This is a genomic window from Chthoniobacterales bacterium (genome assembly GCA_039930045.1).
Taxonomy (GTDB): Bacteria; Verrucomicrobiota; Verrucomicrobiia; order Chthoniobacterales; family DASVRZ01; genus DASVRZ01.
In genome coordinates, this window is record JBDSQB010000005.1 from 161,678 (window position 1) to 174,536 (window position 12,859).

The following is a 12,859-nucleotide window of genomic DNA, read 5'->3' on the forward strand; positions in this document are numbered from 1 at the left end:
CATGGCCAAACCCAGCATGTCCGACATCGCGAAGCTCGCCGGAGTCTCGAAGAATGCGGTCTCGCTCGCCTTGCGCAACGACGCGCAAATTTCGGAAAAAACGCGCGAGAAAATCGCCGCCATCGCGGAGAAACTCGGCTACGCCAAAAACCCGGTCGTCTCGCATTTGATGACCCAGCTTCGGCAAAGCCGCAGCCCGCGGTTTCAGGCGTCGCTCGGGCTGATCAACGCCCACTCGGACCCGAAGGCGTTTGCGCAGCACCCCACGATTCCGACCTATGTCGCGGGCTGTCGGCGGCGGGCGGCGCAACTCGGTTATGTGCTCGACGAGTTCTGGCTGCACGACCCTGATTTGGATGGAACTCGACTCAACCGCATCCTCCAGGCGCGCGGCATTCGCGGGCTGGTGATCACCGGCTTGATGAAAGAAAACCGGTTGCCGAAACGATTTGCCAGCACGTGGGAGGCGTTTCCCTGCGTCGTTACCGGAGTGAGAACGCGCCAGCCCGCGCTGTCGTTTGCGGCGACGGATCATCACATGCTGACGATGCGGGCCTTTGAAAAAGCCCTCGAGCTGGGTTACCAACGACCCGCGCTCGTCCTCGATCGCGAGATCGATTTGCTGATCGACGGACGTTTCAGTGCGGGCATTTACACCGCGCAGCTCGCCCTGCCGGAGAAGCAGCGGCTGAAGCCATTTTACGAGGTGAATCGCGCCCGGAACGACCCCGATATTTTCTGGAAATGGTTCGACCGGGAGAAGCCCGACGCGATTCTCACGCTCTACAACGTCGTGCGGCACTGGCTGGAAAAACGCGGCCTCCAGATAGGAATGGAAGTCGGCTTGATCCAGATGGAATGGCGTGCGGACCGCCCCGATTGGGCCGGGATGAACCAGCACAACGACATCGTCGGCGAGGCGGCGGTGGAGATGCTCGTGGGCATGTTGCATAACGGCGAAAAAGGCGTGCCAGTCTTCCCGAGGGCGACGCTCGTCGGCAGTTCCTGGATGGACGGTGCGACGGCGCTGCGGAGTTAGGGCGTGTCCTCACTCGGCGGAAATTCTCCAGTCCAAATTGGACGTTCCCCGCCGCGGACGGTATAATCGCTCATGTCTGAAAACGAAACTCCCGTTCCTCCCGATGGCACCGAGGTCCGCACCTATTTCGTCCGCGAACGCAACGCCATGCTTGCCCGCTCCGATGTCAGCGGACTCTTCGTCGATTACTACCTCCATCTGCACGACGAGGGCCTGCGCCACGAACCCACTGCCGACCGCATGCTCAAGGACGCCCTCGTCGCTCTCCTGCTCCACTCCGCCTCCCGTCCCTGGAGCGAATCCGTCGCCTGGACGATCAATTTCCAGCACCCGCTCCTGAATGTTTTCGTGGCCGCCGACAACCGGCTCGCCACCATTGCGGGCAACGTCTTCACCAAAAACGTGAAGGAAAATCAGAGCAACCTTTTCTACAGCGACCTCGTTCGCAACACCGACCTCCCGCGCCGCAGCGTCGTCACCTTCGAGGGCTCCGAAGTCTTCCCTGCCGTCGAGGAATACTACACCCAAAGCGAGCAACGCCCCGCGCGCTACTTCCTGCTTGACGACGAGGATTACGTCTTCATCACCGCGCAACCCGGCTGCGACCTCGAGTGGTTTGCCGCCCTGGACATCGAGGCCGTCCGCGCGATTGATAAAACCGAGACCCTCAGCCTGCTGGAGACGCGCCATTACAAATGGTTCTGCGGCTGCTCCGAGGAAGTGCTTCTGCCCATGCTCGCCACCGCCATGAAAGTGGACCGCGAAGGCCTCTTCGGCGAAGACGACAGCATCCGCGTGACGTGCCCCCGCTGCGGTGCGGGTTATACCATCACCCGCGAAATGCTGGAGAAAAAACTCGGGGATGCGGCTGGGTAACTGGCGGGCTAGATAGGAATCGAAGTGGCAGTCAAGAGTTAGCTAAGTCGCGAGGTTTGGGTCACAGCTGAGTTAGCAGGTCTTGAAACCCAGCGCTAATAAGCTGGGACTCTATCGTCTTGGATGCATGGATGACGACATACTTGGGATAGTCGGAGATAGTATGCTCAATGCGGACCCCGGTAAAAAACCAACCGCGTCGAATGGTAAGCCGCGTCACTGACGAAATGGGAAAGACTAGTTCGCGGCTGATACAGCTCAGAACCAATTGCCCTAAGGAAATAGTGATTCTGCCAAATGGCCGAGACGCATTGATGGCAAATATCTGATTCCTTCCCACCGTGTAGCCACAAGTCTGCGTGATGATTTCTCCGGGCATATTGTTAGTTGTTTCTTTTCGTTCCCAAACTCCGTTTGGCAACGCACTTGCCGGTCAAACTCTGTTTGAAGGCGAGGAAACGGAGTTTCCAAGGCCAAGGCATTCCCAAACCGGAGTTTGGGAACGAGGGTCGAGGAGAAGCTTCACGCGGCGGCGTTAAAGAGCTTGCGTTCCCGGTCGGCGGCGAAAGCCCGACACGCCTTGGATGTCCTCACGAGTTAGCTCAGAGAAATCGGCCAAAATCTCTTCCTCAGACATGCCCGAAACCAGATACTTCAGCACGTCGTAAACCGTGATCCGCATCCCCGAATACACGGCTTGCCACTGCTCTTGCCCGGCTCAACCGTGATCAGGTGCTCATAGTTCATGTCGGAAACCTATGCGTCCAGCGAAGATTGAGCAAGCGCGCGTCCATGTCTCACTAGAAGGGTAATAGTTATCCATGGAAGCTAGTTTGAATCGAATCCTGGGGATCTGTAAAAAAGAAGAACCGTCAGACCCGTTTCCTGCAAATCTGAGTGCAGTTCGCGAGAAAAATGAGCCCGCTGCCCTTAATTTCATGGAAACGGACGAAAATCAGCATCAGACGGACGGATTTTGGCTACGGGCGGACGAAAAAGCAGGCAGGGCGGACGAATTTGCGACTTCCGCCAACTAAACAGGAACCTCCGCGAACCAATTTTGAGAGCGCGCGACCGAATTACGGCATCGGACAGACCAATTCGCAACCCAGACGGACCAATTTGCACCCCGCGCGGACGAATCCGCAAGGCGGACGGACGAATTACGGAGGCTCGCGAACGAATTCGCAGGCGGGACGGACGAGTTGCCGGTGCGGACGGACCCGTTTGTTGGCCCTTCGCCCTAGTTCCAGAGGAACGACTGATTCAGCGCGACGATTTGGCCGTTTTCGATCAGGATCGCGCGCCAGGCGGTGACGCGGCCGTCGTCCGAGTAATCGTCGCCGATGACGGCGAAGTCGGTCCGGTGCGCGCCTTTCGCCTGCAGGTAGGTGATCTCGCGGGCTTGCACGTAGTTGCCGAGCTTCTCGGTGCGATACTCGAGGCGCAGGGTGAGGTCGGCCTGGCGGTGGGCGCGCCAGTAGAAGGTGAAATAATTTCCCCGGCGCGCGAGCACGTCGGTGTTGTCCACGGCTCCGAAGTTGATCTTTCGCAGGCGGGCGTTGAGCATTTCGTTGCTAGTTCGCTGGCGCACGTCGCTGTTGAGAAAGAGGCTGGTCTTGCGAAACTCGAAGTCGTCGCTCAGGGCGAGCGGCAGGACGTTGACCTTGGCGAGGGACACGGGCCGAAGCTGGGTGGTGGTGGTGCAACCCGCCAGCCAGACAAGCGCAAACAAGAGGGCGATCCGTATCATTTGTGGACGATGAAAGCGATTTCCCCCGACGGTGACAACTGGAATTTCCACCTGCCGGGGGCGCGATTTTCGTGGCATGTTTTTCCCATGACCGGCTGCCCATGATTGATGTGCGTTATCACAACGGGGTCTATCTCCCGGCGCACGACCTCTGGCTCGACCCGCAGCGGGATCAGGATTTTGCGTTCGTCAGCCACGCTCATGCCGACCATATCGGGCGTCATCGGGAGGTGATTTTTTCCGCGAACACAGCCCGACTGATGCGCGCGCGGCTGCCGGGGGAACGCATCGAGCACGTCCTGGAGTACGACACGCCGGTGGAGTTTCGCGGGGGCACGGTGCGCCTGCTTCCGGCGGGTCACATCTACGGCTCGGCGCAATTCCACTACGAGACCGAAGCCGGGTCGCTCCTTTACACAGGCGACTTTAAGCTGCGTCAGGGCAAATCCGCCGAGCCCGCAGAGTGGCGTTCGGCGGACATCCTCATCATGGAGACGACATTTGGCCTGCCGCGCTACGTGTTTCCGCCTGCGGAGGGGATATTGGAGGACATCCGGAAGTTTTGCATCGAGGCGCTGGAGGAGGGCTACGTGCCCATTTTGCTGGGCTATTCGCTGGGCAAGGCGCAGGAAATCCTCGCCGCGCTCCAGCCGCTCGGCGTGCCGGTAATGCTCCACGGCGCGGTCTGGCGAATGACGAAGCTCTACGGCGAAATGACGGTCCGGTTCCCGGAGTTGGAGCTCTATCAAGCTGGTGCGGTGCAGGGGAAAATCCTCATTTGCCCGCCGAGCGCGAACCGCTCGATCATGCTGAAGAAGATCAAAAACCGGCGCGTCGCCATGCTCTCGGGCTGGGCGCTCACGCCGGGGGCGATCCATCGCTACCAATGCGACGCGGTGTTTCCGCTTTCCGACCACGCCGATTACCCGGATTTGTTGCGCTACGTGGAACTCGTCCGACCGAAACGCGTGCTGACGTTGCACGGCTTCGCCGAGGAATTTGCCGCCGATCTGCGGGCGAGGGGAGTGGAAGCGTGGTCGCTCACGGGTCACAATCAATTGGAACTCAGTATCGCCCTCGGCGGCATCGCGGAGATTCCAATGGAACTCGAATCGAAAAAAAGTGAGGGGAGTTTCAGTCGATTCTGCGCTGTCTGCGACCGCATCGCCGCCGTCACGGGCAAAAAGGAAAAAATCCGGCTGCTCGCGGAATTGCTGCAAAGCCTGCCGCCGGGGGAAGCTCCGCTCGCTGCCGTGTTTCTCACCGGACGCGCCTTTGCCCAGAGCGATCCGCGCGTCCTGCAAGTCGGCTGGGCGCTGATCCGCCGCGCCGTGATGCTGGCCGCGGGCGTGTCCGAAGGGGAATTTCGCGCGAAAACCAGCGGGCTGGGGGACATCGGCAAGGCCGTTCTCATCGCGCTCGCCGGTCGCGCGGGCACGGGTGATTTCTCCCTGACTCAAGTCGCCGACGCCTTTGCTCGGCTGGAACAAACCCGCGGCCCGACTGCGAAATCCGCCGTGCTGCGCGAGATATTGATGGAACTCGACGCCACCGAGGCCGCGTATTTCGTTCGCATCCTCACGAGCGACTTGCGCATCGGACTCAAGGAAGGCCTCGTCGAGGAAAGCATCGCGGAGGCATTTGGAGTCGCGGCGGACGACGTTCGCGAGGCGAATATGCTCACCGGAGATTTGAGTCAGGTCGTTATCTTGACCCAAGAAAACCGCCTTGCCGACGCGGGCATCCAGCTTTTTCACCCGGTAAAAGTGATGCTCGCCTCGCCCGAACCGACTGCCGAGGCGATCTGGGAACGCTTCGGTCCCGCCGCTGCCGACGGCGTGCTGGTCGAGGATAAATACGACGGCATCCGCGCCCAGATTCATCTCGATGGCACTCGCACGGAGCTGTTTTCGCGCGATCTGCGCCCGATCACGAATCAGTTTCCCGAGCTGGCGGTGGCGTTTGCGACGTCAGCGATTTTCGATGGGGAAATTCTGGCGTTTGCCGAGGGCAAGGCGCTGACGTTTTTCGATTTGCAGAAACGGCTCGGGCGCAAAAGCCACGCCGATCTGTTTATCGACTCGGATATTCCGGTCGTTTTCACCGCGTTCGACTTGCTCTATCTGGACGGAAATTCCTTGCTGAAGACGCCGCTTGCCGAACGTCGTTCCCTCCTGAAAACACTGCAACTCCCGTCACCTTTTCGGCTGGCCGAAGCGACGCTGGTGCGTTCTGCCGATGAAATGGAGGCCGCCTTCATAGCCGCCCGCGCCCGCAGAAACGAGGGCTTGATCGTGAAGGACGCGACAAGTTTTTATCTCCCGGGACGGCGCGGCGGAGCCTGGTATAAATTGAAAAAGGAGCTCGCGACCCTCGATGTCGTGGTCACTGCCGTCGAGCAAGGCCACGGGAAACGCAGCCATGTTTTGAGCGATTACACGTTCGCCGTTCGCCGCGACGGGACGGAGGAATTGCTCACCATCGGCAAGGCGTATTCGGGCCTCACCGACGTTGAAATCGAGGAACTGACGGCGCACTTTGAGTCGAATGTGATCGGTCACTGGGGTCACGCGCGCCTCGTGCAGCCGGACATTATATTGGAAGTCGCCTTTGACTCGATCCAGCCGAGCAAGCGCCACCCAAGCGGACTCGCCATGCGTTTCCCCCGGATCAAGGCCATCCGCCGCGACAAAACCCTGCGGGACATCGACACCCTGAGCTTTGCAAAAAGCTTGGTGGGATAAAGAAAAGGCTTGTGGAGTATGGCAACGATGCCATACTCCTAACATGAAAATGACCATGCACATCGATGAAGAGCTTCTCGACAGAGTCATCAAAGTCACCGGCGCCGCCAGCAAGACCGAAGCTGTTAACATCGCCCTCCGGGAGATGGACCGGAAAATCCGGCTCGCGGAGTTTGGCAAAAAAGGACTCGGCCTCACCAAGGCAGAGATCCGGGCCGCGGTCGCCGAGGACGACACGATGTTTTTGCGGGTGGCGGAAGAGCCTGCGACGCCTTCTCCCATCAGAAGAGCCAAGAAATCCTAACATTGTGATCCTGGTCGATTCGTGTGTTTACATCCGGTTGCTGCGGGCCGATCTGGACCCGGCACGCGAATTGGCCGGGCTCGCGATGGAGGACGAACTGGCGACTTGCGGCGTGATTCGCTGTGAAGTCCTGCGAGGCATGCGCACGGCGAAAGCGCGCAAGGCTTTGGCGGCTTATCTCGATTGCATGCTCTACATTCCGACTTTGAACACAATCTGGGAAAAGGCGGAAGACCTGCTCTGGGAGATCGATCGCACCGGGTTTCACATCCCGCTGCCGGATGCGGTCATCGCCGCGAGCGCGCTGCATGTGGGAGCCACGGTGCTAACATTCGACGGCCACTTTCAGCACGTGCCGAAACTGGCAGTTCGCAGCGACTACGAGACTTAGGACTAACTTAAACCAGATTCTCCGGGTTTAGCGGGAGCAACGTCGGCTCGACAAAAATGCCGTCCTTGCGAATGAGTTTGCCGTCAAACCAAACCTCGCCGCCGCCGTAATCCTCGCGCTGGATATTCACCAAATCCCAGTGAACTTGCGAGCGATTGCCGTTGTCGGCCTGCTCGTAGGCCTGGCCCGGCGTGAAATGGAAGCTGCCGCTGATTTTCTCGTCGAAAAGAATGTCGCGCATCGGCTCGAGAATGTGTGGATTGAAGGCCAGCGAAAACTCCCCGATGTAGCGCGCACCCTCGTCGGAATCGAGGATTTGGTTGATCTTTTTCGTGTTGTTGCCCGTGGCGTTGACGATTTTTCCCTTGGAAAACTCCAGGCGCACGTCGTCAAAACCGCCGCCTTGATAAACCGTCGGCGCGTTGAAATGCACGTAGCCCTCGACGGAATCGCGGATCGGACAGGAAAAAACCTCGCCGTCGGGAATGTTGTGCGTGCCGCCGCAAATGATCGCGCCGATGCCGCGAATGCTGAAACGCAGATCGGTTTTTGGACCCTTGATGTGGACCGCATCCGTCTTGTCCATGAGGACTTTGAGCGCATTCATGCTCGCCGCCATTTTTCCGTAATCCAGTGTGCAGACGCGGAAATAAAAATCCTCAAACGCCTCTGTGCTCATGCTCGCTTGCTGCGCCATCGAGGCGGTCGGCCAGCGCAGAACGCACCATTTCGTCTTCTGCACACGATGATCGAGCACGGGCTTGAGCAGCTTCATGGCGAGTTTCATTCGATCCGTCGGAACGTCGGAAAGCTCATTGATGTTGTGGCTGCCACGGAGCGCAATGTAGGCATCCATCTTGCGCATCCGGGCGAGTTCCAAAGTGGAGAGAATCTCATATTGCGCCTCGTTCGCCTCGCGCATCAGCTCACGCGTGACCGACGCCCGGTGAATCTGCACAAACGGCAGCGCGCCCACACTGCGAACCGCACGAACTAGGGCGACCAGCATTTCCTCGGGAATGTCGAAGGCGTCGAGCAGGACTTTTTCTCCAGGCTGCAATCTCGTAGAGTGCCGGACGAGAATATCGGAAAGTCGCGCGTAACGAGGATCTTGCATGTTGCGTGGGAAATTATAGACGAACCGAACGGCGGGAAAGTGCAAATTCTAGGGCCGCACCCGCAAGACGACTACGAGCGGGCGGTGGTCGCTGGCCTCATACCAATTTGCCGGGCGGGGAATGTGTGATTTTTCAGCGATCACATCCTGAGTCGCGGCCCGGCTAGTGAGGACGTAGTCGATGCGGGAATAAATGTCGGCTGTCTTCCAGTAATGCGTCCATTTGTCGCCGTTTACGTCGCGCAGATCGACGGGCCGGAGGGCGTCGTCGGAGTTTTTGCGGCCCATGATTTCGCGGATCGACGCCTCATTGATCGTATCATTGAAATCGCCATAAACTAACATTCGCGCGTCAGGCGTTTTTTCCAGAATCGACTTGCAGTGCAATCGCAGCAAATGCGCCTCGCCGCGTCGCACCAGCGACTCGTCCTCCGGCACATCGCGCTTACTTTTCAGGTGAGTTCCAATGAAATGGAGCTGGCATGTGGCCGTGACGTCGATGGTGACGTCGAGAATACCGCGTTTGTAATACTGCTTTTTGCCTATGAGATCGAAGGAGAGATTCGTCTGCGAATGACGGGCGGAAATCGGAAACCGGCTGGCCAGTGCGACATGGCGCTCCAAGTCCGCCGCCTGGACGTATTCGGTGTGGGGGAAATCGAGCCCGGCGGCTTTGAGCCGAGTTAGAAAGTCCTCAAACTCGGCCGGTGCGCCCATTTCGCAGACGCCGATAATGTCGGGTTTTTCCGAGGCAATGACGGCGATAAGCGCGGCAATGCTTTTCTCCGACTTCGGTTCGACTGGCCGGCTGCCTTCCGGGACGGAGCGGATGTAGTTTTCGAGGTTGTAGGCGAGAAAACGAACCTCCGCCGGACCTTCCGCCAAGACGCTCAGGCTGCAGGTGAGAAGAAAAAAAAGAAGAACTCGGATCATAAAAAAAGGCCCGTTGGATTAACGGGCCTTTTCAAAAATTGAATCGGAAGGTTAGGAAGGCTTGACCGCAGTTTCCTGATCCTTGGCGGGCTGGACGGCGACCGGCTCGGCGGGGTTGTGCAGTTCGCGATGAAATTCATCCTTGGCCTTTTTGAATTCGTGCATGCTCTGGCCGAGGCTGCGGGCGAGTTCGGGAAGTTTCTTGGCTCCAAAGAAAATGAGAACGAAGAACATGATGACCATGATTTCTGGCCAGCCGGGAGCGGAAAGGGCGAGGAGTGAGTTCATAGTCGAAGTTATCATGGGGTTGGCACTTGGAAAGGGGCTTTTCTGCAAAGGTGGTTCGGAGAAAGCAGGCGATTGGATGTGCCGCTGATGTGATCTGTAAAAAGAATTGCGGTTTTTCGTCAAAATCCACTTGCACGCTTCCCCTTTGCACCTATTATTTCGGCCCCCGCGCTTGGCGGGCAGAGCAAATGTGAGCCGCCAAGGCGGTCTTTTTGTCTCTGGATTCCAAGACAGGAAACAATTTTCAGCCTCATTTAGTCACAACACATACAAGAATAACAGATGCCAACGATCAACCAGCTCGTCAGAAAAGGCCGTTCCAAGGTTACGGTGAAATCCAAGTCACCCGCCCTCGTGAATTGCCCGCAGCGTCGTGGAGTCTGTATTCAAGTGATGACTCGCACGCCAAAGAAACCCAACTCCGCTCTTCGCAAAGTGGCCAAGGTGCGTCTGACGAATGGCCAGGAAGTCATCGCTTACATTCCCGGTGAAGGTCACAATCTGCAAGAGCACTCGATCGTCCTCGTTCGCGGTGGCAAGGTGAAGGATCTTCCCGGTGTTCGTTATCATATCGTTCGTGGAACCCTCGACGCCCTCGGAGTCGATGGCCGCCGCCGCAGCCGTTCCAAATACGGTGCCAAGCGTCCAAAGCCGGGCCAAGTGGAAGCCGTTAAAGGCAAGGGCGGCAAAGGTAAGAAATAATTCGCGTCCCAGATTCTAAACTCCCAACTTTTCCAACATGTCTCGTCGCCGCAAAACCATTCACAAAGAAGTCAAGGCAGATGGCCGTTATGGTTCCTCTGAAGTCGCTGCTCTCATCAGCACGATCATGATCGGTGGAAAGAAATCCACCGCCGAGCGCATCGTTTACGGTGCCATCGACAAGAGCCGCGAAGGTTCCGACATCGTTGATCCTCTCGAAACTCTTCACAAGGCTCTCGAAAACGTGAAGCCTCGTCTGGAAGTCAAATCCCGCCGCGTCGGTGGTGCCACTTATCAGGTTCCGATGGAAGTCCCGCAGGCCCGTCAAGTCGCTCTCGCGATGCGCTGGATTGTTGGTTTTGCCCAGAAACGTCGTGGCATTCCCATGATCGATGCGCTTTCCAATGAATTGAAAGACGCTGCTGCTGGTCAGGGCAACGCGATCAAGAAACGCGACGACACTCATAAGATGGCTCAAGCAAACCGCGCTTTCGCCCACTTCCGCTTCTAAATTTTTATGTCCGCCACACTCGAAGCCAAACCTGCTGCCAATCCGAACTCTCCGGATCGTGCGTTTCCTCTGGAACGCACCCGCAACATCGGAATTGCCGCGCACATCGATGCGGGCAAGACGACTTTGACTGAGCGTATTCTTTTCTACACCGGCATGATCCACAAGATCGGCGAGGTGCATGAAGGCAACACGGCGACAGACTGGATGGAGCAGGAGCGCGAGCGTGGCATCACGATCACCTCGGCGGCAACGACCTGTTCCTGGTTACAGAAAAAAGAAGAAGGCGTTTACAAGGTTTTCGAGAACATCAAGCAGCGCGTCAACATTATCGACACTCCTGGCCACGTGGATTTCACGGCCGAGGTCGAGCGTTCCCTGCGAGTTCTAGACGGCGCGATTGCCGTGTTCTGCGGCGTGGCTGGAGTTCAACCCCAATCTGAAACCGTCTGGCGTCAGGCGACCAAGTACAACGTCCCTCGTATCGCCTTCGTGAACAAAATGGACCGCACCGGTGCCAATTTTGATAACGCGATCAAAGACATGCGCACCAAGCTCGGTGCCAATGCGTGGCCGGTTTTGATTCCTTACGGCAGAGAGGACTACCTCAAGGGTCAGTTCGATGTCATCAACAAGAAAGCCGTCATATACGTCGATGACGACTCGACGGGTTCCAGATATTTGATCGAGGAAATTCCTGCTGAGTTCAAAGACATGGTCGATAGCGCGTATGACGATCTCGTCACCGCAATGTCCGATCTCGACGACGAAATCGGCATGGCTTATCTCGAAGAGCAGCCGATCACCATTCAGATGTTGAAGGCTGCGATCCGCCGCCAGACCATCGCTAATAAATTTGTTCCGGTTGTTGGCGGTTCCGCCTTCAAAAACAAGGGCGTCCAGTTCCTCGTCGATGCAGTGGTCGATTACCTTCCAAGTCCGTTGGACATTGAGGCAACCAAGGGTCTCAACCCGGACGATCTCACTCCGATGGAGGCTCCCACGAGCGACTTTGGCAAGTTCTGCTCCCTCGCTTTCAAACTCTGGAGCGATCCATTTGTTGGCAAGCTCGTTTTCTTCCGTGTTTACAGCGGCAAACTTTCCAAGGGCGACACCGTTTACAATCCTCGCACCAACAAGCGCGAGCGCATCAGCCGTCTGATTCAGATCCAAGCCGACAAGCGCGAGGACATCGACACTTGTTACGCTGGCGACATCGCGGCCATCGTTGGCATCAAAAACATCACCACGGGTGACACGCTTTGCGACGAGGATTACCCAATTCTCCTTGAGCCGCCGACCTTCCCAGATCCGGTTATCTCGATGGCCATTGAGCCAAAGACCAAGGTTGACCAGGAAAAAATGGGCAACGCACTCCAGCGTTTGTCTGAGGAAGATCCGACTTTCAAGGTTTTCACCAACGAAGACACGGGTCAGACCATTATCGCCGGCATGGGCGAGCTCCATTTGGAAATTATTCGCGACCGCATGTTGCGTGAGTTCAAGGTTGAGGCCAACTCCGGCAAACCGCAGATCGCTTACCGCGAAACCATCACCAAAAAGGCGCATGGCGTTGGCAAGTTGATCAAGCAATCCGGTGGTCGCGGTCAATACGGCCACGTCGAAGTCGATGTTCGCCCCGGCGAGCGCGGCAAGGGTCTCGTCATCGAAAACAAAGTGGTTGGTGGCTCCATTCCCAAGGAATACATCGCCCCGACCAAGAAGGGCATCGAGGAAGCTGTTCTTAACGGCATCATCGGCGGCTATCCCGTCATCGACGTGGAAGTCGACATCGTTTTCGGCAGTTACCACGACGTGGATTCCAATGAAATGGCATTCAAACTCGCGGCCATCTTCGCCATGAAAGACGCTTTCAAGAACGCCGCTTCGGTGCTTCTGGAGCCGATCATGAAGGTCGAAAACAGCACTCCAGACGAGTTCCAAGGCGACATCATGGGCGATCTCAACCGCCGCCGTGGCCAAATCGTCAGCATCGAAAGCAAAGTCAACCTCAGCATTATCAATGCGACGGTGCCTCTCGCGGAAATGTTTGGCTACGCCACTGCGATCCGCTCCCTTTCCAAGGGCCGTTCCTCTTACTCGATGGAGCCTTCTCACTTCGAGCAAGTTCCCGCCCAAGTCCTGGCTGCCGTCATCGACTCCAAGGAAAAATAATCGCGGCATTCGCATCTAACTCCACT

The 12,859-nt window shown here is 57.5% G+C and carries 13 protein-coding genes and 1 pseudogene; 9 read left to right on the forward strand and 5 right to left on the reverse strand.

The window, feature by feature from the left end; all coding sequences use genetic code 11:
* The first annotated feature begins 1 nt into the window (after position 1).
* Together ABIT76_05205 and ABIT76_05210 are read left to right on the forward strand one after the other, a co-directional pair.
* On the forward strand, positions 2–1,039 hold the full coding sequence (locus ABIT76_05205; protein MEO7932538.1) for a LacI family DNA-binding transcriptional regulator: 1,038 nt from the start codon (positions 2–4) through the stop codon (positions 1,037–1,039).
* Positions 1,040–1,111: 72 nt separating this feature from the next.
* Entirely contained in the window at positions 1,112–1,915 is an 804-nt protein-coding gene (locus tag ABIT76_05210) for an Hsp33 family molecular chaperone HslO (protein MEO7932539.1), read from the forward strand.
* A 522-nt stretch (positions 1,916–2,437) separates the two neighbouring features.
* Here the strand turns inward: ABIT76_05210 and ABIT76_05215 are convergent.
* Positions 2,438–2,662: pseudogene (locus ABIT76_05215) on the reverse strand (DUF433 domain-containing protein).
* A gap of 74 nt (positions 2,663–2,736) precedes the next feature.
* Here ABIT76_05215 and ABIT76_05220 point away from each other — a divergent pair.
* Positions 2,737–2,952 carry a hypothetical protein gene (locus ABIT76_05220; GenBank protein MEO7932540.1) on the forward strand — a complete coding sequence of 72 codons (216 nt, stop codon included), beginning with the start codon at positions 2,737–2,739 and terminating at the stop codon, positions 2,950–2,952.
* A 206-nt stretch (positions 2,953–3,158) separates the two neighbouring features.
* Here the strand turns inward: ABIT76_05220 and ABIT76_05225 are convergent, their stop codons facing one another.
* Positions 3,159–3,746, reverse strand: coding sequence for a hypothetical protein (locus tag ABIT76_05225; protein MEO7932541.1), 588 nt, complete (start codon positions 3,744–3,746; stop codon positions 3,159–3,161).
* Here ABIT76_05225 and ABIT76_05230 point away from each other — a divergent pair.
* Genes ABIT76_05230 through ABIT76_05240 form a run of 3 tightly spaced genes read left to right on the forward strand, consistent with a single transcriptional unit; the run spans position 3,740 to position 7,107 of the window.
* Positions 3,740–6,412, forward strand: a complete 2,673-nt coding sequence (locus ABIT76_05230) for an ATP-dependent DNA ligase (GenBank protein MEO7932542.1) — start codon at positions 3,740–3,742, stop codon at positions 6,410–6,412. The genes ABIT76_05225 and ABIT76_05230 overlap by 7 nt on opposite strands.
* Positions 6,413–6,455: 43 nt before the next feature.
* Positions 6,456–6,716, forward strand: coding sequence for a type II toxin-antitoxin system VapB family antitoxin (locus ABIT76_05235; protein MEO7932543.1), 261 nt, complete (start codon positions 6,456–6,458; stop codon positions 6,714–6,716).
* Between the two features lie 4 nt (positions 6,717–6,720).
* Positions 6,721–7,107, forward strand: coding sequence for a PIN domain-containing protein (locus ABIT76_05240; GenBank protein MEO7932544.1), 387 nt, complete (start codon positions 6,721–6,723; stop codon positions 7,105–7,107).
* A gap of 7 nt (positions 7,108–7,114) precedes the next feature.
* On the opposite strand, the gene ABIT76_05245 is transcribed toward ABIT76_05240, so the two are convergent.
* From ABIT76_05245 to ABIT76_05255, 3 genes are read right to left on the reverse strand one after another with little or no spacing between them, the layout of a single operon-like run.
* A complete protein-coding gene (locus ABIT76_05245; GenBank protein ID MEO7932545.1) occupies positions 7,115–8,224 on the reverse strand; it encodes an aminopeptidase in 1,110 nt (369 codons plus the stop codon).
* Positions 8,225–8,272: 48 nt separating this feature from the next.
* Complete coding sequence (locus ABIT76_05250; protein ID MEO7932546.1) at positions 8,273–9,157, reverse strand: endonuclease/exonuclease/phosphatase family protein; 885 nt, start codon at positions 9,155–9,157, stop codon at positions 8,273–8,275.
* A 51-nt stretch (positions 9,158–9,208) separates the two neighbouring features.
* Positions 9,209–9,445 (reverse strand): twin-arginine translocase TatA/TatE family subunit, encoded by a 237-nt coding sequence (locus ABIT76_05255; GenBank protein ID MEO7932547.1) that lies wholly within the window; start codon positions 9,443–9,445, stop codon positions 9,209–9,211.
* A gap of 282 nt (positions 9,446–9,727) precedes the next feature.
* Between ABIT76_05255 and rpsL the strand changes: the two genes are divergently transcribed.
* From rpsL to fusA, 3 genes are read left to right on the forward strand one after another with little or no spacing between them, the layout of a single operon-like run.
* Entirely contained in the window at positions 9,728–10,147 is a 420-nt protein-coding gene (gene rpsL, locus ABIT76_05260) for a 30S ribosomal protein S12 (GenBank protein MEO7932548.1), read from the forward strand.
* Positions 10,148–10,184: 37 nt separating this feature from the next.
* Positions 10,185–10,658, forward strand: a complete 474-nt coding sequence (rpsG, locus tag ABIT76_05265; protein MEO7932549.1) for a 30S ribosomal protein S7 — start codon at positions 10,185–10,187, stop codon at positions 10,656–10,658.
* A 6-nt stretch (positions 10,659–10,664) separates the two neighbouring features.
* Positions 10,665–12,833: an elongation factor G gene (fusA, locus tag ABIT76_05270; GenBank protein ID MEO7932550.1), complete on the forward strand. Its 2,169-nt coding sequence runs from the start codon at positions 10,665–10,667 to the stop codon at positions 12,831–12,833.
* Positions 12,834–12,859 lie beyond the last annotated feature (26 nt).

What these genes read in the sequence shown, in the direction of transcription:
- fusA (MEO7932550.1), top strand. Translation starts at nt 10,665, where the DNA reads ATGTCCGCCACACTCGAAGCCAAACCTGCTGCCAATCCGAACTCTCCG.
- ABIT76_05210 (MEO7932539.1), top strand. Translation starts at nt 1,112, where the DNA reads ATGTCTGAAAACGAAACTCCCGTTCCTCCCGATGGCACCGAGGTCCGC.
- ABIT76_05225 (MEO7932541.1), bottom strand. Translation starts at nt 3,746, where the DNA reads ATGCCACGAAAATCGCGCCCCCGGCAGGTGGAAATTCCAGTTGTCACC.
- ABIT76_05255 (MEO7932547.1), bottom strand. Translation starts at nt 9,445, where the DNA reads ATGAACTCACTCCTCGCCCTTTCCGCTCCCGGCTGGCCAGAAATCATG.
- ABIT76_05220 (MEO7932540.1), top strand. Translation starts at nt 2,737, where the DNA reads ATGGAAGCTAGTTTGAATCGAATCCTGGGGATCTGTAAAAAAGAAGAA.
- ABIT76_05250 (MEO7932546.1), bottom strand. Translation starts at nt 9,157, where the DNA reads ATGATCCGAGTTCTTCTTTTTTTTCTTCTCACCTGCAGCCTGAGCGTC.
- ABIT76_05205 (MEO7932538.1), top strand. Translation starts at nt 2, where the DNA reads ATGGCCAAACCCAGCATGTCCGACATCGCGAAGCTCGCCGGAGTCTCG.
- ABIT76_05245 (MEO7932545.1), bottom strand. Translation starts at nt 8,224, where the DNA reads ATGCAAGATCCTCGTTACGCGCGACTTTCCGATATTCTCGTCCGGCAC.
- rpsG (MEO7932549.1), top strand. Translation starts at nt 10,185, where the DNA reads ATGTCTCGTCGCCGCAAAACCATTCACAAAGAAGTCAAGGCAGATGGC.
- ABIT76_05235 (MEO7932543.1), top strand. Translation starts at nt 6,456, where the DNA reads ATGAAAATGACCATGCACATCGATGAAGAGCTTCTCGACAGAGTCATC.
- rpsL (MEO7932548.1), top strand. Translation starts at nt 9,728, where the DNA reads ATGCCAACGATCAACCAGCTCGTCAGAAAAGGCCGTTCCAAGGTTACG.